At 63.1% G+C, this 23,603-nt stretch carries 17 protein-coding genes; 14 read left to right on the top strand and 3 right to left on the bottom strand.

The annotated features are described in order from the left end of the window. From treZ to Q8X51_RS15600, 10 genes are all read left to right on the top strand, one after another. Nucleotides 1-1,746, top strand: a complete 1,746-nt coding sequence (gene treZ / locus Q8X51_RS15645; protein WP_407694451.1) for a malto-oligosyltrehalose trehalohydrolase — start codon at nt 1-3, stop codon at nt 1,744-1,746. Then, nucleotides 1,743-3,827 (top strand): 4-alpha-glucanotransferase, encoded by a 2,085-nt coding sequence (gene malQ, locus Q8X51_RS15640; RefSeq protein ID WP_065948304.1) that lies wholly within the window; start codon nt 1,743-1,745, stop codon nt 3,825-3,827. The genes treZ and malQ overlap by 4 nt, the downstream gene beginning before the upstream one ends. Continuing rightward, a complete protein-coding gene (locus Q8X51_RS15635) occupies nt 3,824-6,574 on the top strand; it encodes a malto-oligosyltrehalose synthase (RefSeq protein WP_407694452.1) in 2,751 nt (916 codons plus the stop codon). The genes malQ and Q8X51_RS15635 overlap by 4 nt, the downstream gene beginning before the upstream one ends. Nucleotides 6,575-6,598: 24 nt before the next feature. Beyond that, a complete protein-coding gene (locus Q8X51_RS15630) occupies nt 6,599-6,868 on the top strand; it encodes a DUF2934 domain-containing protein (RefSeq protein WP_065925222.1) in 270 nt (89 codons plus the stop codon). A gap of 130 nt (nt 6,869-6,998) precedes the next feature. Next, nucleotides 6,999-9,158 (top strand): glycogen debranching protein GlgX, encoded by a 2,160-nt coding sequence (gene glgX, locus Q8X51_RS15625; RefSeq protein ID WP_407694453.1) that lies wholly within the window; start codon nt 6,999-7,001, stop codon nt 9,156-9,158. Between the two features lies 1 nt (nt 9,159). Next, nucleotides 9,160-10,158 carry an acyl-CoA dehydrogenase family protein gene (locus Q8X51_RS15620; RefSeq protein WP_065948302.1) on the top strand — a complete coding sequence of 333 codons (999 nt, stop codon included), beginning with the start codon at nt 9,160-9,162 and terminating at the stop codon, nt 10,156-10,158. Beyond that, nucleotides 10,155-10,913, top strand: a complete 759-nt coding sequence (locus Q8X51_RS15615; RefSeq protein WP_065925219.1) for a PIG-L deacetylase family protein — start codon at nt 10,155-10,157, stop codon at nt 10,911-10,913. The genes Q8X51_RS15620 and Q8X51_RS15615 overlap by 4 nt, the downstream gene beginning before the upstream one ends. Continuing rightward, on the top strand, nt 10,910-11,509 hold the full coding sequence (locus Q8X51_RS15610) for an SAM-dependent methyltransferase (protein WP_065925218.1): 600 nt from the start codon (nt 10,910-10,912) through the stop codon (nt 11,507-11,509). Before Q8X51_RS15615 ends, Q8X51_RS15610 begins: the two co-directional genes overlap by 4 nt. Then, the gene (locus tag Q8X51_RS15605; protein ID WP_065925217.1) at nt 11,506-12,165 is read left to right on the top strand and encodes a glycosyltransferase; all 660 of its coding nucleotides are present in this window, start codon (nt 11,506-11,508) and stop codon (nt 12,163-12,165) included. Before Q8X51_RS15610 ends, Q8X51_RS15605 begins: the two co-directional genes overlap by 4 nt. A 177-nt stretch (nt 12,166-12,342) precedes the next feature. Then, nucleotides 12,343-13,104, top strand: a complete 762-nt coding sequence (locus Q8X51_RS15600; protein WP_065925216.1) for a PIG-L deacetylase family protein — start codon at nt 12,343-12,345, stop codon at nt 13,102-13,104. 45 nt (nt 13,105-13,149) lie between these two features. On the opposite strand, the gene Q8X51_RS15595 is transcribed toward Q8X51_RS15600, so the two are convergent. Next, nucleotides 13,150-13,398, bottom strand: a complete 249-nt coding sequence (locus tag Q8X51_RS15595; RefSeq protein WP_407694454.1) for a hypothetical protein — start codon at nt 13,396-13,398, stop codon at nt 13,150-13,152. A 410-nt stretch (nt 13,399-13,808) separates the two neighbouring features. Here Q8X51_RS15595 and Q8X51_RS15590 point away from each other — a divergent pair, with 410 nt between their 5' ends. Next, nucleotides 13,809-16,373 carry an autotransporter family protein gene (locus Q8X51_RS15590; protein ID WP_315872489.1) on the top strand — a complete coding sequence of 855 codons (2,565 nt, stop codon included), beginning with the start codon at nt 13,809-13,811 and terminating at the stop codon, nt 16,371-16,373. A 12-nt stretch (nt 16,374-16,385) separates the two neighbouring features. On the opposite strand, the gene Q8X51_RS15585 is transcribed toward Q8X51_RS15590, so the two are convergent. Together Q8X51_RS15585 and Q8X51_RS15580 are read right to left on the bottom strand one after the other, a co-directional pair. Then, nucleotides 16,386-17,792: an amino acid permease gene (locus tag Q8X51_RS15585; RefSeq protein WP_027606751.1), complete on the bottom strand. Its 1,407-nt coding sequence runs from the start codon at nt 17,790-17,792 to the stop codon at nt 16,386-16,388. A gap of 67 nt (nt 17,793-17,859) precedes the next feature. Then, nucleotides 17,860-18,894, bottom strand: coding sequence for a histone deacetylase family protein (locus Q8X51_RS15580; protein WP_315872490.1), 1,035 nt, complete (start codon nt 18,892-18,894; stop codon nt 17,860-17,862). 121 nt (nt 18,895-19,015) lie between these two features. Between Q8X51_RS15580 and Q8X51_RS15575 the strand changes: the two genes are divergently transcribed. The 3 genes from Q8X51_RS15575 to Q8X51_RS15565 all read left to right on the top strand — a co-directional run bounded on the left by Q8X51_RS15575 (nt 19,016) and on the right by Q8X51_RS15565 (nt 23,581). Next, complete coding sequence (locus Q8X51_RS15575) at nt 19,016-19,507, top strand: Lrp/AsnC family transcriptional regulator (RefSeq protein WP_027606753.1); 492 nt, start codon at nt 19,016-19,018, stop codon at nt 19,505-19,507. A gap of 186 nt (nt 19,508-19,693) precedes the next feature. Then, complete coding sequence (locus tag Q8X51_RS15570; protein ID WP_065925212.1) at nt 19,694-21,856, top strand: TonB-dependent siderophore receptor; 2,163 nt, start codon at nt 19,694-19,696, stop codon at nt 21,854-21,856. A 231-nt stretch (nt 21,857-22,087) separates the two neighbouring features. Further along, nucleotides 22,088-23,581: a methyl-accepting chemotaxis protein gene (locus tag Q8X51_RS15565; protein WP_065925211.1), complete on the top strand. Its 1,494-nt coding sequence runs from the start codon at nt 22,088-22,090 to the stop codon at nt 23,579-23,581. Nucleotides 23,582-23,603 lie beyond the last annotated feature (22 nt).

The following is a 23,603-nucleotide window of genomic DNA, read 5'->3' as shown; positions in this document are numbered from 1 at the left end:
ATGCCGTTACGGACTTTGGAAACCTGGCCCCACGGCGCAATCATGCTGGACGCGCAACACACGCGTTTTGCCTTGTGGGCGCCAGACGCGTTTTATGTCAGCGTTGAATTGGAAAACGGTAAATCCATCGCCATGCTGCCCCAGGCAGATGGCTGGTTCGAGACTGAAGTGAAGTGCCCGGCGGGCACCCGCTACCGCTATAACATCGATGGGGAAATGGATGTTCCCGACCCCGCGTCCAGGGCCCAGGCCTCGGACGTGCATGGCTGGAGCCTGGTGGTCGACCCGCTCGCCTACACCTGGCGTCACGCCAACTGGCAAGGCCGCCCCTGGCACGAAGCCGTGATCTACGAATTGCACGTCGGCGCGATGGGGGGCTACGCCGAAGTCGAAAAGCACCTGCCGCGCCTGGCCGAGCTGGGCGTCACCGCGATTGAATTGATGCCGCTGGCGCAATTTCCCGGTGAGCGCAATTGGGGGTATGACGGCGTACTGCCCTACGCACCGCACTCCTCCTACGGCTCGCCCGAGCAACTCAAGCACCTGGTCGACAGCGCCCACGAACACGGCCTCGCCGTGATCCTTGACGTGGTCTACAACCACTTCGGCCCAGACGGCAATTACCTGGGCCAGTACGCCAAAGGCTTCTTCCAGGAAGACGTGCACACCCCATGGGGTGCCGGGATCGACTTTGAGCGCCGTGAAGTGCGGGATTTCTTCCTCGATAACGCGCTGATGTGGCTGCTCGAATACCGCTTCGACGGCCTGCGCCTGGACGCAGTGCACGCCATCGACAACCCCGGCTTCCTCCAGGAACTCGCGCAACGGGTACGCCAGCAGGTGGATACCGGTCGGCATGTGTGGCTGGTGCTGGAAAACGAGCTGAACCAGGCCAGCCTGCTCAAGGAGGATTTCGACGCGCAATGGAATGATGACTTCCATAACGTGCTGCACGTGTTGCTGACCGGCGAAACCGATGCCTATTACAGCGACTTTGCCCAGGACCCCACCACCAAACTCGCCCGTTGCCTGGGCGAAGGGTTTATCTACCAGGGCCACACCACTCGCCATGGCCACGAGCGCGGCGAACCGAGCGCTGACTTACCGCCCACGGCCTTCGTCGCGTTCCTGCAGAACCATGACCAGATCGGCAACCGCGCCCTGGGCGAACGCCTGCACCAGCTCTGCTCGCCCCAGGCGCTCAAGGCTGCAACCGCCCTGCTGCTGTTGTCGCCGATGATTCCGCTGATGTTCATGGGGGATGAGGCGAACGCGAGCGAGCCGTTCCTGTTTTTTACCGACCACCACGGTGAACTGGCTGAAGCGGTACGCGAAGGCCGGCGCAATGAATTTGCCGACTTCGCCGCGTTCCATGACCCCGAGCGCCGTGAACGCATCCCGGATCCGAACGCGCTGTCGACATTCGCGCAATCGGCCCCGGTGATCGCCGATAACCCGCACGCTGAGCTCTACCGCCAACTGCTGGGCCTGCGCCATCGCCATATTGTGCCGCACCTGCCTGGCGCCGTGGCATTGGGCGCGCAGGTGCTGGCCTACGCCGCCGTCAGTGCGCGCTGGCGCCTGGGCAACGGCAGCCTGTTGCAGATCGACCTGAACCTGAGCGCCACGCCGCTGGATCACCCGGCCACCGCACCGGTCCTGTTTGAAACGCCGGCCCTGCAAGGTGCGCAACTGCCGCCCTTCAGCGCCCGCGTCACCTTATCCCCTGTTGGAGAGCACCCTTGAGCGAAGCGAACCTGGAAATCCTCGCCAGCCGCGCGGGCCTGGCCGTCGATTGGATCGACGCAAACGGCCGCCCGCAACGAGTGACACCCGACGCCCTGCGCGCGGTTCTCAAAGGCCTGGGCCACCCGGCCGACAGCGATGCCGACATCAACGCCAGCCTGCTTGAATTGGAGCGGGTGCAACAAGACAAGCACCTGCCGCCCCTGATGACCGTCGACAGCGGTGAAGGCCTCGACCTGGCGCGCTACTTCGAACCCGACACCCTGTGCCGGGTCAACCTCGAAGACGGCGAAAGCCTGGAACTGCGCCTCGACGGCAATGCCGTGCTGCCCGGGGTTATCGCCTTGGGCTACCACCAGGTGCAGATCGACAACCAGAGCTTTACCCTGGCGGTCGCGCCCACCCATTGCTACAGCGTGGCCGAAGCGGTGGACAACCAACCCGCCCGCGCCTGGGGCCTGAGCGCCCAGCTGTATTCACTGCGCCGCTTGGGCGATGGCGGTTTCGGCGACACCCTGGCCCTGGAACACCTGGTCCGTTCCGCCGCCGAACGCGGCGCCGATGCCCTGGCGATCAGCCCGATGCACGCGATGTTCAGCGCCGATACCGAGCGCTACAGCCCGTACTCGCCGTCCAGCCGCCTGTTCCTCAACAGCCTGTATGCCTCGCCCGCCTGCATTCTCGGTGAACGTGAGGTGCGCAACGCGATTGAAGCCCTTGGCCTGGAAGAAGAGCTGCACGCGCTGGAACAGCACAGCCTGATCGACTGGCCGGCCGCTGCGCGGGCCAAACAACGGCTGTTGCGCGTTCTGTATGAAGACTTCCGCCACGGCCATCACCCGCAGCACGCCGACTTCCTGAGCTTTCGCCAGGCCGGTGGCGAGGCGCTGGAAAACCATTGTCGCTTCGAAGCCGTGCAGGCAGTGCGCGCCGCTGCAGGCGAGGACCTTGACTGGCGCCACTGGCCTGAAGAGTGGCGCTCGCCGCAAAGCCCGGCGCTGGTGGCGTTCGCAGAAGAGCACCACGTCGAGATCGGCTTCTACGCCTTTGGCCAATGGCTGATCGCCCGTTGCCTGGAGCGCGCCCAACAAGCCGCCAAAGGCAGCGGCATGGGCGTCGGCTTGATCGCTGACCTGGCCGTCGGTGCCGACGGCGGTGGCAGCCAGGCCTGGAGCCGCCAGGATGAGTTGCTGGCCGACCTGACCGTGGGCGCGCCACCCGACATCCTTAACCGCGCCGGCCAGGGCTGGGGCATTTCCGCGTTCTCGCCCGAAGGTCTCAAGCGCAACGGTTTCCGCGCGTTTATCGAGATGCTGCGGGCCAACTTCGCCCATGCCGGCGGCTTGCGCATCGACCATGTGATGGGCCTGCAACGCCTGTGGGTGATCCCCATGGACGCCTCGCCGCGTGAGGGCGCTTACTTGTATTACCCGGTGGACGACCTGTTGCGCCTGCTGGCGCTGGAATCCCACCGCCACCAGGCCATCGTGCTCGGCGAAGACCTCGGCACAGTGCCCGATGGGCTGCGCGAAAAACTCATCGCCCGCTCGATCCTCGGCATGCGCGTGCTGTTGTTCGAACAGGGCCACGATGGCCAGTTCAAGCCGATCCTCGACTGGCCGGACAACGCCCTGGCCACCACCAGCACCCACGACTTACCGACCCTCAACGGTTGGTGGCACAGCCGCGATATCGACTGGAACGTCCAGCTGGGCCTGATCGATGCGCCCACCGTGGAGCAATGGAGCGAGCACCGCCTGCGTGAACGCCAGGCGCTGCGCCAGGCCTTGAGCCAGGACCCGCAGAACTTCGTCGATGAGATCCGCAATGAAACCGACCACATGATCGACGCCAGCGTGCGCTACCTCGGCCACACCCGTGCGCCGCTGGTGTTGTTGCCGCTGGAAGACGCCCTGGGCCTGGAAGAACAGGCCAACCTGCCCGGCACCACCGACACCCACCCCAATTGGCGCCGCCGTTTGCCGGGCGAGGCCTCCAGCCTGCTCGACAACGCCGGTGCCGCGCGCCGCCTTGAACTGCTGGCCGTCGCGCGTAACCAAGCCTATGAGCGTGACCGATGAAAGCCCTGCCCCTGCGCGCGACCCAGCGCCTGCAATTCCACAAAGGTTTTACCCTGGATGACGCGGTCCCCCTGGTACCGTATTTCGCCCAATTGGGCATCAGCCATCTATATGCCTCGCCCTTGCTGAGTGCGCGTGCCGGTTCCATGCACGGCTACGATGTGGTCGACCCCACCAGCGTTAACCCCGAGCTGGGCGGCGAACCGGCCCTGCGTCGCCTGGTCGCGGCCCTGCGCGAGCACGATATGGGGCTGATCCTCGATATCGTCTCCAACCATATGGCCGTGGGCGGCGCCGACAACCCCTGGTGGCTGGACCTGTTGGAATGGGGCCGGCTGAGCCCCTACAGCGAATTCTTCGATATCCAGTGGCACTCCCCCGACCCGCTGCTCAAGGGCCAATTGCTCATGCCCTTCCTCGGCAGCGACTACGGCGAAGCCTTGCAGAGCGGCACGCTGACGCTGCATTTCGATGCCGCCCACGGCGCGTTTCATGTCGAGCATTACGAACATCGCTTCCCGATCTGCCCACGGGATTACGCGGCGATCCTCGGCGCCGACGAGCTGCTTAAACCCCTGGCCGACCGTTTCAGCGCCCTGGCGTATCAGGATGACGCCTACGCCGAAGCCGCCTGGCTCAAGCAGGCATTGGCCGAGCGTGCCACCGAAGTCCTCGAGCTTATCGAACGCCGACTGACCGAGTTCGACGGACGCACGCCGGAGGGCTTCAAGCGTCTGCACCACTTGCTCGAGCAACAGGCCTACCGCCTGGCCAGCTGGCGCACGGCGGCGGACGATATCAACTGGCGGCGCTTCTTCGACGTCAACGAACTGGGCGGGCTGCGCGTGGAGCGCACGGCGGTGTTCGAAGCCACCCATGGCAAGATCTTCGAACTGATCAGCCAAGGCCTGGTGGATGGCCTGCGCATCGACCACATCGACGGCTTGGCCGACCCGCGCGGTTACTGCCGCAAGCTGCGTCGTCGGGTGGATTCGCTGTCGCCCGAGCGGCACTTGCCGATCTTCGTCGAAAAAATCCTCGGCGAGGGGGAAACCCTTCGCGAAGACTGGCAAGTGGACGGCACCACCGGCTACGAATTCATGAACCAGTTGTCGTTGCTGCAACACCATCCCGAGGGCTTTGCGCCGCTGGCCGAGGTGTGGACACGCCACAGCGAACGGCCCTCGGCGTTTATCGAAGAGGCACGGCTGGCCCGCCAGCAAATCCTCAACGGCTCCCTGGGCGGCGACTTTGAAAGCGTGGCCCAGGCCCTGTTGCAGGTGGCCCGCGACGACGTGATGACCCGCGACCTGACCCTCGGCGCGATCCGTCGCGCATTGCAGGAACTGATCGTGCACTTCCCGGTGTACCGCACCTATATCAGTGCCCGTGGTCGCAGCGCAGATGACGACAAGGTGTTCCAGCAGGCCCTGGACGGCGCCCGCACGACCCTTGGCGAGGGCGACTGGCCGGTGCTCGAGCATCTGGAAAATTGGCTCGGCGGCCAGCCCTGGCGCAATCGTCCGGTGGGCCGCGAGCGCAAGATGCTCAAGCATGCCTGTGTGCGCTTCCAGCAACTGACCTCGCCGGCAGCGGCCAAGGCCGTGGAAGACACCGCGTTCTACCGCTCGGCCGTGCTGCTGTCGCGCAACGATGTGGGCTTCAGTACCGAGCAGTTCAGCGCGCCGTTGGCCGAGTTTCATGCCATCAACCAACAGCGCTTGCAGGCCTTCCCCGACAACCTGCTGGCCACCGCCACCCATGACCACAAGCGCGGCGAAGACACCCGGGCACGCCTGGCCGTACTCAGCGAGTGCGCGCCGTGGTACGTCGAGCAAGTGGAGCATTGGCGTACCCTGGCGGCGCCGTTGCGCGACGACGCGGCCACACCGTCGGCCGGTGATGAACTGATCCTGTACCAGGTGTTGCTGGGCAGTTGGCCGCTGGACCAGGCCGAGGACTTCGAGGGCTATCACCAGCGCCTGTGGCAGTGGCAACAAAAAGCCCTGCGCGAAGCCAAGTTGCAGAGCAGCTGGAGCGCGCCCAATGAGGCCTATGAACAGGGTGTCGAGGCTTTTCTCACCCGCCTGCTGCTCACGGAGGAAGGTCGGCCCCTGCGCAGTGCGATCAATAACGCAGCCCAGGCCATCGCCCCCGCCGGCGCACTGAATGGACTGGCGCAAACCTTGCTTCGCCTTACCGTGCCGGGTGTGCCGGACCTGTACCAGGGCGATGAGTTCTGGGACTTCAGCCTGGTGGATCCGGACAACCGTCGCCCGGTGGATTTCACCGCGCGGCAACAGGCACTCAATACCCCGCCGGACATCGGCGAACTGTTGTTCAACTGGCGTGATGGGCGTATCAAGCAAACCTTGATTGCCCACGTACTGGCCTTGCGCAAGGCCCATCCGCAGGTGTTCCGCAGCGGCCGCTATACAGCGTTGGAAGTGGTCGGCCAACACGCCGAGCGGGTGGTCGCATTCTGCCGCGAACACCAAGGCAAACGCGCGCTGGTGGTGGTGCCACGCTGGTCCCATGAGCTGCTTGAAAACGGTGTGCGTCCCCAGATCAATGCGCGGGTTTGGGGCGATACACGGGTGAAATTACCGTTCGCCGCACCAACGCAAAACTGGAAGGGACTTTTTCATACAGGCGCAGTCACACCAGACATGGAGCTGTTGATCAGCACTGCCCTGGGGGATTTCCCGGTCAATGTCTTTATCAATCCTGATGATCAAGAAAGCTGAAAATTTTCTGTGAGGAGCATTGTGATGAGTACTGAAGACAAACGCATACGCGAACTGGCGCATCAGATCTGGGAGTCTGAAGGCAAACCCCACGGGGAAGACGCGCGCCACTGGGAGATGGCGCGCAAGCTGGCCGAAGCCGAAGCGCTGACGCCGAGCAAACCCAAACCCGCCGCGAAGCCCAAGACCGCACCCAAGCCGGCGGCGAAGGCCAAGCCACCCGCGCCAGCCGCAAGCAAGCCGGCGCCGCCGGCGGCCAAGAAGCCACCCGCGCCGAAAAAGCCCAAGGCTTAACGCGCACGGCGCCATCAACCTTTTGCCGGCGCGGCCGGCAAAAGGTGACTTCACTCTTCTTATCATCAGCTGAAAACTCGTCAGCACGGCCGCGTTCGGCCCGAAAAAATAGCCTTGCAGGAGCAACTCAATGAGCAAACCCCATAAGACCCCTTCGACGCCGGGCAGCGAGCCGTCGCGGATTCGTGAAGGTTTGCCCTTCCCCCTCGGCGCTACCTGGGATGGCCTGGGTGTCAACTTTGCGCTGTTCTCGGCCAACGCCGAGAAAGTCGAACTGTGCCTGTTCGACGACACCGGCGAAGTGGAACTCGAGCGCATCGAACTGCCCGAATACACCGACGAAATTTTCCACGGTTACTTGCCCGACGCCCACCCTGGGCTGATCTACGGCTACCGTGTGTACGGGCCTTATGACCCGGCCAATGGTCATCGCTTCAACCACCACAAATTGCTGATCGACCCCTACGCCAAGCAACTGGTGGGCGAACTCAAATGGTCCGAAGCGCTGTTCGGCTACACCATCGGCCACCCGGACGACGACCTCAGTTTCGACGAGCGTGACAGTGCGCCCTTCGTGCCCAAGTGCAAGGTCATCGACCCGGCGCACACCTGGGGCAACGACCAGCCGGTGCGGGTGCCGTGGGACCGTACGATCATCTACGAAACCCACCTGCGCGGCATCAGCATGCGCCACCCTTCGGTGGGCGAGGACGTGCGCGGCACCTGTGCCGGGTTGATGGAAGATGATGTGCTCAAGCACATCCGCCAGTTGGGCATTTCGTCGGTGGAGTTGCTGCCGGTGCACGCCTTCGTCAACGACCAGCACCTGCTGGAAAAAGGCATGACCAACTACTGGGGCTACAACAGCATTGCGTTCTTCGCCCCCGACCCGCGCTACCTGGCCAGCGGCAAGATCGCCGAGTTCAAGGAGATGGTCGCGCACCTGCACGAGCAGAAGCTGGAAGTGATCCTCGACGTGGTCTACAACCATACCGCCGAAGGCAACGAGCGCGGCCCGACCCTGTCCATGCGCGGCATCGACAACGCTTCGTACTACCGGCTGATGCCCGATGACAAGCGCTTCTACATCAACGACTCCGGCACCGGCAACACCCTGGACCTGAGCCACCCGTGCGTACTGCAGATGGTCACCGACTCCCTGCGTTACTGGGCCAACGAGATGCACGTCGACGGCTTCCGCTTCGACCTGGCGACCATCCTGGGCCGCTACCGCGATGGCTTCGATGAACGCCACAGCTTCCTCGTGGCCTGCCGCCAGGACCCGGTGCTGCGCCAGCTGAAACTGATTGCCGAGCCCTGGGACTGCGGCCCCGGTGGCTACCAGGTGGGCAACTTCCCGCCAGGCTGGGTTGAATGGAACGACCGCTTCCGTGACACCGTAAGGGCTTTCTGGAAAGGCGATGACGGCCAACTGGCGGACTTCGCCGGGCGCATGACCGCCTCGGGCGAGATGTTCAACCACCGTGGCCGCCGCCCGTACAGTTCGGTGAACTTCATCACCGCCCATGACGGTTTCACCCTGCATGACCTGGTGTCGTACAACGACAAGCACAACGAAGCCAACGACGAAAACAACCAGGACGGCAGCAATAACAACCTGTCCTGGAACCACGGCGTCGAGGGCCCCACCGACGACCCGGAAATCAACGCACTGCGCCTGCGCCAGATGCGCAACTTCTTCGCCACGCTGCTGCTGGCCCAGGGCACGCCGATGCTGGTCGCCGGTGACGAGTTCGCGCGGACCCAGCACGGCAACAACAATGCCTACTGCCAGGACAGCGAGATCGGCTGGGTCAACTGGGACCTGGACGAGGATGGCAAGGCGTTGCTCAAGTTCGTCAAGCGCCTGATCAAGCTGCGCCTGGCCTACCCGATCCTGCGTCGTGGGCGCTTCCTGGTAGGCGACTACAACGAAGACATCGGCGTCAAGGACGTCACCTGGTTGTCGCCGGATGGCACCGAGATGACCACCGAACAGTGGGAAGACAGCCACGGCCGTTGCCTGGGCATGCTGATGGATGGCCGCGCCCAGGAAACCGGGATTCGCCGCGCCGGTGCCGACGCCACCCTGTTGCTGGTGGTGAACGCCCACCACGACATGGTCAATTTCCGCCTGCCGCCGGTGCCGGAGGGTGAGTTCTGGACCTGCATGCTCGACACCAACGAGCCGGCGGTACGTGGCCAGGAACGCTTCGAGTTCGACCACGAGTACGGTGTGACCGGCCGCTCGCTGCTGCTGTTCGAACTGCAGCGTGACGACGAGGTGTGACATGGCACTGCATGGATTCCTTCAAGGCTTCCAGGGCTATGCGGACACGCAGGACCTGGCCAAGGCCCTGAGGGCATTTCAGGAGGAAGGCCTCGATCAGTTGCCGCTGCCTGGCAGCGGCGACACCCTGGGGCGGTTCAGCCGCCTGGCGCAGGTGGCGGGTCATGACCTGCGCTTGTGCAAGCTGTTCGAAGGCCACACCGATGCGTTGGCCATCATTGCCGAGCTGCGTAGCCCGGCGCCGCCTTTGGGCAGTCTGTGGGGCATGTGGGCCGCAGAACCGCCGAATGCCAAGGTGCAGGTGCGCTGCGAGGGCCATCGCCTGCGTCTGGACGGGCGTAAAGCCTGGTGTTCCGGGGCCGCGGTGCTCAGCCATGGTTTGCTGACGGCGTGGGATGAACAAGGCGGCCAGCAATTGGTGGCGGTGCAGATGGACCAACCGGGCATCACGGTCACCCACGACGGTTGGAATGCCGTGGGCATGGCCGCCACCGGCAGCGTCGAGGTCGTCTTTGACGGCGCCCATGGCCTTGCCGTGGGCGGCCCCGGCGACTACCTCGGGCGTCCCGGATTCTGGCAAGGCGGCATCGGTATCGCCGCCTGCTGGTACGGTGCGGCACAACGCCTGGCCGAGGTGTTGCGCGATCACTGCAGCAAGCGCTCGGAGCCTCACGCCCTCGCCCATCTGGGGGCGGTCGACAGCGCCTTGAACAGCGCTGCCTGCGTGCTGCGGGCCAGTGCGGAGCAGATCGACCGCTACCCCAGGGCCGATGCCCGGCACCTGGCCCAGCAGGTGCGCGCGAGCATCGAGGACACCGTCGAGCAGGTCATGCGGCACGTGGGCAGAGCCGTGGGCGCGGGTCCGTACTGCAAGGATCCGCACTTCGCCCAGTTGATGGCGGACCTGCCGGTGTATGTCCGCCAGAGCCATGCCGAACGCGACCTGGCCGGCCTCGGCGAACTGGTCGCAGGGGAACCCACAGGGAGGTGGCAGTTATGAAACCCAACCCGATCGTCGGCCAGGGCACGCCCCTGCAGCGCTGGCAGGACTCGCCGCTGATGGCCGAACTGCCGCAGATCAGCGTCGAACAATTGGTACCCGAGGGCCACCGCGCGGTGATCATCGCCCCACACCCGGATGACGAAGTGCTGGGCTGTGGCGGCCTGTTGCAAGGCTTGGCCGAACTGGGCCGGCCCATTCAATTGATTTCGGTAACCGATGGCAGCGCCAGTCACCCCGGCTCCACCCACTGGTCGGTGGAGCGCTTGAGCGTGGTGCGCCCCCAGGAGTCGGCCCAGGCCCTGCACCGCCTCGGTGTGCCGTTGCACAGCCTGAAATGGTTGCGGGCCGGCTTCAGCGACAGCCAGGTGGCAGCGCGGGAAGACCAGCTCAGCGCCTTTATCCAGCGCCACCTCAAACCCACGGATGTGGTGTTTACCACTTGGCGCGAAGACGGCCATTGCGACCACGAGGCCGTTGGCCGCGCGAGCGCCAAGGCAGCGCACGCGGTGGGTGCGGCCCTCTATGAGCTGCCGGTGTGGACCTGGCACTGGGCGTCTCCCGAGAACAGCCTGGTGCCCTGGCACCGTGCCCGCAAAATCCCCCTGAGCTGTGAAGCCGTCGCGCGCAAGCGCCATGCCATTCATGCGTTCGCCAGCCAGCTGGAGGGTGACCCGCAGATCGGCCTGCCGCCGGTGCTGGCGCCCTATGTGGTGGAGCGTCTGCTACAACCTTTTGAAGTGGTATTCGTATGAGTGTGGCGACACCGTATTTCGATCAACTGTTTGCCGGTAACGACGACCCCTGGGCATTTCGCCAACGCTGGTACGAGCGTCGCAAACGGGCGCTGACCCTGGCACTGTTGACCCGGCCGCGCTATGCCTCGGTGTTCGAACCCGGTTGCGCCAATGGCGAATTGAGCTTCGAGCTGGCCCCGCGCTGTGATCACCTGCTGTGTTGCGACACCGCCTCGGCCGCCGTCGCCCTGGCACGCAGCCGCCTGCTGGGCTTTGCCCATGCCCGTGTGGAGCAGAGCCGCCTGCCCGAGCAATGGCCGATAGGCGAGTTCGACCTGATTGTCTTGAGCGAGTTGTGCTACTACCTCGACCGCGATGACCTGTGCCGCTTGATCGATCGCGCCCTCAGCAGCCTCACCGCCAACGGCCAGGTGTTGGCCTGCCACTGGCGCCCGACGATCGACGGGTGCCCGCAGACCGCCGAACAGGTGCATGCCCTGCTCCATGAGCGGCTGGGGATGCCCCTGGTCGCCACCCACCACGAACCCGACTTTCTACTCGACCTGTGGAGCCGCGACGGCACTTCGGTTGCCACCCTTGAGGGCCTGCGATGATCGGCATTCTGATCCCGGTACATAACGAAGAGGCGCTGCTCGGCGAGTGTCTGGAGGCAGCATTGGTGGCCGCCAGTCACCCAGGCCTGCTGGGTGAAACGGTGCAGATCCTGGTGCTGCTCGACAGTTGCAGCGATGCCAGTGCGGAGATTGCCGAGGGGTTCCCGGTGCAGCGCCTGGAGGTACAGGCGCGCAATGTGGGCCATGTGCGCGGGGTGGGCGCGCGACACCTGCTCAACCAGGGTGCACGCTGGATTTCGTGCACCGACGCCGACAGCCGCGTGGCCCCCGATTGGCTGGTGGCCCAGTTGGCACTGGGCGCCGACGCGGTGTGCGGCACCGTGACCGTCGACACCTGGAGCGAAGAGTTCGACCCGGCGGCGCAGATCCGTTACCAGGCGGCGTACCACGCCCGTGACGGTCACCGGCATATCCACGGCGCCAACCTGGGCATCAGTGCCGGGGCCTATGTGCGCGCCGGAGGGTTCGAACCGCTGGCCTGTCACGAAGATGTGCAATTGGTGCGTGACCTCGAGCGCTGCGGGGCCTCCATCGCCTGGAGCCACGCCCCGCAAGTCATCACCAGCGCGCGCCTGGAGGCCCGTGCCCAGGGCGGGTTCGGCGATTATTTGAAGAGCCTGATGTGCGCGTCTTGAAAAAAACGACATTGCAAAATGTAAAAGCGACCAATCCTTGTCTATGCTGATGACGCCTTGCTGGTAATTCAGGGTTGGATTACCACGCGTGCACCACGGCGGAGTCTGTGGTGAATAAATAGAGTCGTCCCGTCAACGGGGCACGACCCAGCATCAATCGACAAGGACGTAACGCCCATGAAGCCTGCCTCCCTCAGTGAAGGCCGTCGCGGCCCCGCGCAAATCTGGAACAGCGCACCGCAGCTGGCGCAAATCCCGCCTATCTCTACCACCTCCCTGGTGCCCGCTGGCGCGCGTGTGGTGATCATCGCGCCCCATCCCGGCGACGAGGTGGTGGCCTGCGGCGGTCTACTGCAATTGCTCAGCACCCTGGAACACCCCCTGCAAATGATCTCCATCACGGACGGCAGTGCCAGCCACCCGGGTTCCCACGTATGGCCGGCCAGCCGCCTGAGTGTGGTGCGGCCCCAGGAAAGCGCCGAGGCGCTGCGCCGCCTGGGCATGCCCTTGCACAGCCTGAAGTGGATTCGCGGCGGTTTCTGCGACAACGCCCTCGCCGCCCGCGAGCCGCAACTGAGCCAATTTATCGCGCGCTACCTGCAACCGGGCGACGTGGTGTTTTCCACCTGGCGCAACGACGGCAATGACGACCATGAGGCCGTCGGCCGTGCCAGCGCCAACGCCTGCAGGCTGGTGGGTGCGCAACTCTATGAACTGCCGATCTGGGCCTGGCACTGCCCCGCCCGCGAGGGTGCGATGATCCCCTGGCAACGGGCGCGCAAGGTACGCCTGGACACCTGGACCGTGGCGCGCAAACTCCACGCCGTCCATGCGTATGCCAGCCAGTTGGCGGGCGACCCGCAGATCGGCCTGGCGCCGATATTGGCCCAGGTGCTGCTGGAGCGTATGCGCGAGCCTTACGAGATCGTGTTTTCGTAAGCACGAAGGGGAGCAAGCAGCCCGCCGCTCCCCTCATCCGTGTATTTACTCCTCGGACGGCCGGCATTTGATGATGTAGCGATCGGCGTCGTTCCAACGCTGGTCTTTACGCAGGGTTGCCTGGGCATGGTCGACACTCCCGGCTTCGACTGATTCATCCGCCTGCCTGGCCTCCGCCCCTTGCCCGGCGTTGATCGTCTTGTCATAGACCGCGCAATCGAATAACGCGGCCCAACTCAGGGCGGGCAACATCATCAACACCACGGCCAGTGCTTTTACTGTTTTGATAGTCACGATAGCTCTCCTTGTAGATGAGGTGGCCTCACAGGCCATTCGCCAGGCACGTCGAGGATCATCCAACGGCTACGCCCTCAGGCCCGTCGGGCCTGCGCCTTCTACATTCATCCACTACCGTTTCGCTCCCGGCCCATTAAGCATAGCCAGGTAAATGCTGCGGCCGAACTCGTCTACACCTGTTATTTCTGACAGTAGCGCCCCGCACTTTGTATGACTATGGTGCAAAAAGTGCTGCACAGGTTGAGGTGCAGTCGAGAAAGCCATGCCAACCCTTTGCATTGGCCGGTGTTTTCAGACTCAGGTAACCCGTCGTCCCTGATCCGTATCGCGTTCGTTGTTGCCATGGTCTTTAACCGTGCCTGTCACCAGGCACCGTGGAGATAGGTCGCGCTGCGCGAGGATGGATCATGAGCAAACGACTTCCCCCCTTGGCTTGCCTGGGCGTGGCCATCGCTGCGTCGTCCTGGTTGGCTACCTGGCCCGGCAGTACACAGGCCTGCACGTTGACGGTCACGCCAGGCGATGACGTGATCAACTGCAACAGTGGCGCAGCCAGCGCCCTCGTGGACACACAAGGCAACAACAGCCTGATCTTTTCCTCCGGCAACGGCAGCGTGACTGCGGTGACCTATGGCGTCGGTAACGACCTGATCGAGCTCAATACACCCGATGCCGTGATCGGTGTCGGCGGTGTCAGCATGGGGGATGGCGCGAACATCTTTCGCCTCTTTCAAGGGCAGGTCCAGTCAGTGGTGATTCAGGGCGCCGGTGCCGATATCGTGCAGGTCAGCGGTGGGCAAGCGCAAGCCATCAACCAGGGGGCTGGAGCCGACAGCGCCGCTATCAGCGGCGGTACGATTGCTTCGCTCGCCCAAGGTGATGGCTACGACACCTTTCGCATGAGCGGCGGCACCATCACGGGTGCCTTTGAAGATGGCGACGAGGCGCTGATGACTGGAGGCACTATCGGGCGCGTCGACATGAAACTCGACGACAACATATTCGACATGCAGGGCGGAACCATCATCGGCAACCTGGTTACCGGCTTTGGCAACGACACTATCCTGGTGTCGGGCACCAGCTATATCGGCGGCAACATCAGCGTCAGTGGGGGTACCGACGTGATTAAAATCACTGGCGGTACGGTCAACGGGCAGATTCTTGCCAGCTTTGGTGAAGACCAGTTCGAGTGGGACACAGGCGGCGAGATTCACTCATTTGTGCTAATGGGCGGCGATAACGACACGGCGCTGCTGAAAAACCTGACCGAAGCCATCGTAGCCCCCACGCCCTTGGTGGACGGTGGCGCGGGTACCGACACGTTGACATTTGACAACACCAAGGTCAGCACGCCCGAGCGCTATACCAGTTGGGAAAACGTGAACCTGGATAACAATTCGCAACTGACCCTCGGCGGCACCTTCACCCTTGGCGATACCGGCACCGGTACGGGCACCATGAACCTTAATGGCAGCAGTGTGTTGCTGGTCAGCACGGGAGTCATCAACCCGTTCACCGCCGGCCAGTTGGCGACGCTGAACAACAGCGGCCTGATCGATATGACCACCGCCAGCACCGGCACCTCCGACACCCTGACAGTCAATGGCAACTACACCGGCACCGGCGGCCAGCTGGCGCTGCAAAGTGTATTGGCTGGCGACGGCTCGCCCAGCGACAGACTGGTGGTGAGCCAAGGCACGATGCAGGGCAGCACCAGCATCCGCGTGACTAACCTCGGCGGTGCGGGTGCGGCAACGCTGCAGGATGGTATCCAGGTGGTGCAGGCGCTCAACGGTGCCACCAGCAGTGGCACCGTGTTCGCACTCGGAGCGCCGGTATCCGCTGGCGCGTACGACTATCGTCTGTTCAAGGGCGGCGTAACGGCTGGCACCTCGGAAAACTACTACCTGCGCTCGACCATTCCTGTGGTGCCACCAGACCCGGTGATTATCGTGCCGCTGCCAACCCCCGTACCCGGAGAGCCCCCATTGCCGACCAACCCAGGGATCACCCCGATTCCTATCTATCGTCCAGAGGTGCCGATCTACGCTGCGCTGTTCCCCGCGGCCCAGCAGATGGTGCAGGGCATGCTGGGTACCTTTCACCAGCGCATGGGCGACCAAAGCCAGCAACAGCAAACTGGCGCGTTGCCGGCGGGTTGGGGCCGGGTCTATGGCACCAGCAGTCGCCAGAGTTTCGCGGGAACGGTCAACCCAACGTTGGACAGCTCAGTGACGGGCTTCCAGGTCGGTAGCGATGTATATGCCGGCACAATGGGCGATGGCCAGCAACGCCTTGGGTTCTTTGTCGGCCATAGCCGCCTCAAGGGCACTGTCAAAGGTTTCAACGGCGGTAGGGAAGACAAGAGCGCCGGTAAGACCACCTTGCGTGGGGACAGCCTGGGGGTCTACTGGACGCTGATCGGCGCCAATCAGGCCTACCTTGACGTGGTGTTGATGGGCACGCGCTTCAACGGCAACAACGAGTCGGACCGAGGCGTGAAGATGGACACCAGTGGGCATAACGTCACGGCATCCGCCGAAGTCGGCTGGCCGATCCCGGTGACCCGCAATTGGGTCGCAGAGCCCCAGGCACAAGTCATCGTCAGCAAGACCAAACTGGATAGCCAGAACGACGGGATTTCCGATGTGTCCTATGACGCTGACACCAACCTGACCACTCGTCTCGGGGTCCGCCTGCGTGGTGACTATCAAGTGCGTGGCCTGCCGCTGCAGCCCTATGTGCGGGCAAACGTCTGGCATAACAGCGCCGGGCAGAACACCGTCACGTTTGCCGATGTGACCGACATCGACACCGAGCAGAAGTCCACCACCCTGGACCTGAGTGTCGGCGCCATGCTGAAGGTGGCCACGGGCATCAGCCTGTACGGCGAGCTGGGCTACAACCGCAACCTGGACAGCAACACCTTCAACGGCCGCCAGGGCACGGTGGGCTTGAGAATGGAGTTCTAGGGAACCCGTGAATCACCTATGACCGGGATTGACCACCCCGGCAGCCTTGAAGCGTGAAAACTGAAAGGCAATGCCCAGCCAGATAAACCAGGCCGGCATCACGTACAGCGCCAGGCGTGTATCCGGCCGCAACGCCAGCAGGCCGAGGACGAAGGCCATGAAGGCCAGGGAAAACCAGGCCATCGGCACACCGCCAGGCATCTTGTAGAGAGATCTGGCGTGCAGGTCCGGGCGCTTTTTGCGGTAGGCAATGTAGGACGCGAGGATGGTCGACCAGGTGAAAATCACCAGGATCGCCGACACCGTCGACACAATCGTGAAGGCGGTCATCACCTCCGGCACCACAAACAGCAACACCAGGCCCAGCAGCATCAGCAAGGTGGTGAAGGCCAGGCTGATAAACGGCACGCTGCTTTTCGACAAGCGTCCAAAGATACCCGGGGCGTCCCCCAGGTCAGCCAGGCCGAACAACATGCGGCTGGCGGAGAACACCCCACTGTTGGCCGACGAGGCCGCCGAGGTCAGCACCACGAAATTGACGATCCCCGCCGCAGCTGGAAAGCCCGCCACCAGGAACAGTTCCACGAACGGGCTCTTGCTCGGCGACACCTGTTGCCACGAGGTGACCGCGATGATGCACGCCAGGGCCAGCACGTAAAACAGGATGATCCGCAGCGGAATCGAGTTGATCGCCTTGGGCAAGGTCCTTTCCGGTGCTCGGGTTTCGGCGGCTGCGGTGCCGATCAGTTCGGTGCCGGCAAAGGAAAAGATCGCCATCTGGAAGCCGGCGAAAAAACCGAACAGGCCATTGGGAAACGCCGCCTGTTTGTCCAGCAAGTGGCTCACGGAGGCCGTGACCCCGGTGGGCGAGACAAACGAGCTGGCAATCAGCACCACGCTGACACCGATCAGGGTCAGCACCGCGATGATCTTGATGATCGCGAACCAGAATTCCACTTCGCCGAACAGCCTGACCGTCAGCACGTTCAACGCGAACAGCGTCAACAGCATGCCCACCGCCGGCATCCACGCTGGCACATGCGGGAACCAGTACTGGAAAAACCCGCCGACCACCACCGCGTCCCCCACCACCGCCACGCTCCAGCTCAGCCAGTACGACCAGCCGAGAAAGAACGCCGCACGCGGGCCCAGGTAGGCGCCGGCAAAGTCGGCGAAGCTCTTGAAGTTGAGGTTGGACAGCAGCAGCTCACCCATGGCGCGCATCACGAAGTACACGAACAGCCCGATGATCATGTAGATCAGGATGATCGAGGTGCCGGACAACGCGATGATCTTGCCGGAGCCCATGAACAGGCCGGTGCCGATCGCACCGCCCATGGCCATCAGCTGGATGTGGCGGTTGCTCAGGGTGCGTTGCAACGCAGGCTTTTCACACAGCCCGGACGTGGTTGTTTTCATCACAAAACCTCTTGTTATGTTTTTGAGTTTTGGCAGAAAAAAGAATCGAGCGAGTGTTGTTATTAGGTCAGGCAGTCTTGCTTTCGAAGCCGTGCAGGACGTTGACGGCGTTGATGCCGATCTCGTCGACCATGTAGCCGCCTTCCATCACGAACAGCGTCGGCACGCCCACCCCGGCGATGATCTCGCCCATGCTGAGGAAGTCCTGGCTGTCGAGGAGGAAGTGGCTGATGGGGTCGTCCTTGAAGGTGTCGACGCCGAGGGAGATCACCAGCACCTCGGGGGCGAAGTGTTTGAGTTGCTGGCAGGCGTGGATCAGCGCGGTTTTGTACTGGGCCCACGTGGTGTTTTTCGGCAAGGGGTAGTTCAGGTTGAAGCCCTCCCCGGCACCTGCACCGCGTTCGCTGTCGGCGCCGGAAAAATACGGATAGGACACCGACGGGTCGCCGTGCAGGGAGATGAACAGCACCTCCGCGCGGTCATAGAAAATATTCTGCGTGCCGTTACCGTGGTGGAAATCCACATCCAGCACCGCTACGCGCCTGGCACCTTGGGTGATGGCCTGTTGCGCGGCAATCGCGGCATTGTTGAGGTAGCAATAACCGCCCATGTATTCGCGGGCCGCGTGGTGCCCCGGTGGGCGGCACAGGGCGAAGGCACTGTGATGGCCTTCGTCGATCAGCGCCAGGCCGGTGAGCGCGATGTCCGCGCTGGTCTTGACCGCCTGCCAGGTGGTGGCGGTGATCGGCGAGCCGGCGTCCATGGCGAAGAAGCCCAGCTTGCCGTCGATGAAGTCCGGCACCTGCTCATTGGCCAGGTCGCGTACCGGCCACACCAGCGGCAGCGCGTCATGGCGGCGGCCGATGGCGGTCCATTCGGCCCAGGCGGTTTCGAGGAAGCTGACGTAGCGCTCGCTGTGGGCGTTGACGTAGCAGGCGCGCTCGAAGCTGCGCGGCACGATGATATCGCCCAGCCCGACGTGCCGGACGCGGTCACGCACGGTGTCGGCGCGGCTGGGTTGTTCGAATGAGGGCTTGAGCACGCCGTCCTTGAGTTCGGTGCCGTGGTGCAAACGGTGGTCATCACTAAAAACAGTCAGCATTTGGATACATCCGCCAGAAAAAGACAGGGTCTATTTTGTTCTGGCTGCGCAGGGCTTTCTTTGCTTTTACTTCTGACACTGATAGCTTTATCGGGTGTTTTTACCCCATTGATAGCCAACTATGAAAAATAAAACCAAGCAGGTCGTTCTTGACGACACCGATCTCGCCATCCTCGCCCTGCTGCAGGAAGACGCGAGTATTTCCAACGCCCAACTGAGCGAACGCCTGGCCCTGAGCCTCACCCCCTGCTGGCGGCGGCGCAAACGCTTGGAGGAAGAAGGCGTGATCAAGGACTACCAGGCCAACCTCGATCGCAAGTTGCTCGGCCTGGACATCATGGCGTTTGTGCATGTGCGTTTTGCGATCCACACCGACCATGCTCCGGATGCGTTCGAAGCGGTGGTGAAGGAGCTTCCTCAGGTGCTGGCGTGCCACAAGATCACCGGCGACGCGGATTACCTGTTGCAGGTGCTGGCGGAGGATCTGGACAGCTACAGCGAATTTGTCGAAAGCGTGCTGCGGCGGCAGTTGGGGATTGCGTCGATCCAGTCGAGCCTGGCGCTGCGGGAGGTGAAAGCGACGAGTCGGATGGCGATTCCGAAACGCGATTGAACACGCAAAAAAACAACTCGCCGACGGCAGGTAATGGCAAAAAGCCTGCCCTGCAGATGTGAAAAATTCGTTAACTAATTCTCCCCAAAGGCTTTTTCCGACAGATTTAATCTGCCAAACTAATGCGAATAATTATCAACAGATTTATTATTCGCCACGGACGGCACTTAGGGGAGAGTCCGTTCCATGTCTGTGCAACAACACGGCGGTAAAGGTTTTACACCCAGTCTGATCGCTTTGGCGGTGTGTCTCGCCACCTCGCACGCGGCCTTCGCCGCCGACGCTGAAACGCCGGCAACCACCTTGGAACTGGGTGCGACCCAGATCTCCGGCGAGCAACAACTGGGCGAAACCACCGAGGGTACGCAGTCCTACACCACCGGCGCGATGAAAACCGCGACCAAACTGCCCCTCACCCTGCGTGAAACCCCGCAGGCCGTCACCGTCATCACACGCCAGCGCATGGATGACCAGGGGATGACCAGCATCAACGACGTGGTCAATGCCACGCCTGGGCTATTCCTCAACTATTCCAGCGGCCCGGGCCGGCAGTCCTACACCTCACGCGGTTTCGACATCGACAACCTGATGTACGACGGCATCCCCAGCGGCTACAACGGCGTTTCCGTAGGCGCCCAGCCGAACCTGGCGATGTTCGACCGTGTCGAGGTCGTGCGTGGCGCCACCGGCCTGGTGACCGGTGCGGGCAACCCGTCGGCGGCCATCAACCTGGTCCGCAAGCGGCCGCTGGACGAACAGAAAGTCACCCTCACCGGTGCCGCCGGCAGCTGGGACGACTACCGTGGCGAGCTCGACGCCTCCAGCCCGCTCAATGACAGCGGCACCTGGCGCGGCCGGGTGGTCACTTCCTACCGAGACGCCAACAGCTTCATCGACAACGCCGAGTCCTATCACGGCCTGTTCTATGCCGTCACCGAGGCCGACCTGAGCGAAGACACCACCCTCACCCTCGGTTTCTCGAACCAGAAGGACAAGACCAACTACTTCTGGGGCTCGTCGATGATCGGCCAGGACGGCCATCACCTGGACCTGCCGCGCTCCTACAATCCCGGTACCGACTGGGAGAACAAGGACCAGGAAATCAACACGGTCTTCGCCGAACTGCGCCAGCGCCTGGCCAATGACTGGAAGCTTCAGGTCAACGCCAACTACGCCGAACAGAACGCGTTGTTTTCCGGTTCCTACCAGTCGCGCTGGGTCAACAACACCCTGGCGCGCACGGTCTACCAGGCCGCCTACGATGAAAACCAGGCCGGTGTCGACGCCTTTGCCAGCGGCCCGTTCCAGGCATTCGGGCGCACCCATGAACTGGTGGTGGGTGCCAGCCGACGCATCTACGACATGACCACCCACAACTACAGCCCCTACGACACCAACTGGCCCCTCACCGCGGGCAAACCGGACTTCGTCCACACCACGGACGATCGCGAGGTCACCACCCAGGACGGTGTCTACGTGACCACGCGCCTGAGCCTGGCGGACCCGTTGAAGCTGATCCTCGGCGGGCGCCTGGACTGGTATGACTACGATGCCCACGGCAGCAACGACGGCGACTATCACGTCACCCGCAACCTTACCCGCTACGCGGGGCTGATCTACGAGCTGGACGATCACCACTCGGTGTACGTCAGCTACAGCGACATCTTCACGCCGCAGAGCGCCAAAGACACCTCCGGTACCCCGGTCAAGCCGATTGTCGGCAAAAACTACGAGGTCGGCATCAAGGGCGAATACCTGGGTGGCGCGCTGAATGCGAGCGTGGCGCTGTTCCGTGTCGACCAGGAAAACCGCGCCACCCAGGTGACCGTGCAAAACTGCCCACAGACAGAGTGCTATGAGGCCTCCGGAGAGATTCGCAGCCAGGGGATCGACTTCGAACTGCAAGGCGCACTGACCGAGAACTGGCAGGTCGGCGGTGGCTACACCTACGCGCGTACCCACACCATCAAGGATGAAGCCAACCCGCAGAAGGTCAACAAGCAGTACGACACGGATGTTCCGGAGCACCTGTTCAAGCTGACCACCCGCTACAACTTCCAGGGCCCGCTGGAGAAACTGCGCGTGGGCGGCAACATCTCCTGGCAAAGCCGCCTGTACAACGACGTCAAGCTGGCTGACGGCAGCACCTACCGCCTCCAACAGGGCGCCTACGCCGTCACCGACCTGATGGCCGGCTACAAGGTCAACGACCACCTCGACCTGCAGCTCAACGCCAACAACATCTTCGACCGCCGCTATTACTCCACCATCGCCAACTCCGTGAGCTATGGCGGCGACGCCTACGGCACCCCACGCAACATGATGCTGACGGCCAAATACAGCTTCTGATCCACCTGGCGAACGGGGGTCCTGATGTGGGGGCTTGCTCCCTCCCACATTGCCCCCCGGCTTGTCACCACGAATGTGTTCTGTCCCCTCCGAACGCATTCGCGCTTAAAGTCCCCTCCCGCAAAGCCGATAAACTTTTTGGTTTCCCTGCACCCGCAAAGTGCCTGAACGCGGGCCGTAGTGGCACGCCGCATGCTTTGATCCTTGCCAGACCACATGGAGTAAGAGTGAATGCCCGCACGCGCACGTTTCCTGGAGCACTACCGCAAGGCCGACCGCATCATGCTGGCATTGATCTGGCTGATGACGCTGTTCTCCGTCGGGCTTGCGTTCTGGCACGACACCCTGACCCAGGCGATTGTCGTGGGAGGAGGCACCAGCACGGTGCTCACCGCGCTCTACCGCGCCATCGGCGGCACGCGGGTGATGCGTTGCGCACTGGGCGCGGGCTTGATGGTCATGGCGGCGCTGCACATCAACCAGGCCCAGGGTGTGATCGAAGCGCACTTCGGGATTTTCGCGCTGCTGGCGGTGCTGACGTTCTATCGAGACTGGCTGCCGATCCTGGTGGCCGCCCTGACGATTGCCGTGCACCACGTGGTGTTCCATGCGTTGCAGCATCAAGGCTTCCCGGTGTTCGTGATGGCGCATCACGGCGGTTGGACCATGGTGTTTGTCCACGCCTTCTACGTAGTGATGGAAACCATCGCCCTGCTCTACCTCGCGGTAAACAGCCAGGCCGAGGCGGTGGAAAGCGAGGAGATGCTGGAAAAAATGCTCGCCGTCACCACCCAATTCACCGTGGAAAGCGCCAAAGGTGAAGGCAAGGTGCACGTCTCCCTTGCCAAGCGCTTTGACCATTTCCTGCAACAAATCACCCACCTCATCGACGGCGTCGCCCGCGACTCCCACGGCCTCGGCCAACTCGGCCAGGAACTGGCCCACGCCAGCGGCACCCTGGAAAAAGGCGCTCGCCACCAACTGGCCGAAATCGCGCAAATGACCGACTCCATGCAGCGCATGGAAGACGCCATGGGCCACATTACGGTGCACGTCGAAGAAGCGGTTGAACACGCGGGCGTCGCCAGCCAGCAAATCCTGCGTGGCCAGGAAAGCGTCGGCCGCGCCCAACACGAAATCACCCAACTGGCCACACGCCTGGAAGGCACCAACCACACCGTCCAAGGCCTGGCGGTCCAGGCCGAACAAATCGGCTCGGTACTGGAAGTCATCAGCAGCATCGCCAACCAGACCAACCTCCTTGCCCTCAACGCCGCCATCGAAGCCGCCCGCGCCGGCGAACAAGGCCGCGGCTTCGCCGTCGTCGCCGACGAAGTGCGCAGCCTGGCGCAACGCACCGCCGTCTCCACCCAGGAAATCAAAACCATCATCGAAGGCCTGCAGCAAGGCAGCCGCCAGGCCGTGGAAGCCATGCACGACAGCCGCCAGGGCGTGGAACGGTGTGTGGAGGACAGTCAGCTGGCAGTGGAAATGCTGCGAGCGGTGGGCAATGACATTACCCAGATCGATGCGCTGAATGGGCGGATTGTCTCCACCACACGCGAACAGACCTCGGCGAACCTGGAGATTGTCGGGCGCTTGCAGTCGGTGCAGAGCATTGCGCAGAGCACGGCGGAGGATGTGGAGATGTTGGCCAGGAGCAGCAAGCAGTTGCCGCCGATTGCGGTGCGGTTGGATGCGTTGGGGAGGCGGTTTCACCCGTGATAATTTGGGGCTCGCCATCAGC

The organism is Pseudomonas sp. Yb2C2 (assembly GCF_052112325.1).
GTDB lineage: Bacteria > Pseudomonadota > Gammaproteobacteria > Pseudomonadales > Pseudomonadaceae > Aquipseudomonas > Aquipseudomonas marginalis.
Note: the sequence above shows the minus strand (reverse complement) of the source record. Positions and strands in the feature narration are given on the sequence as shown.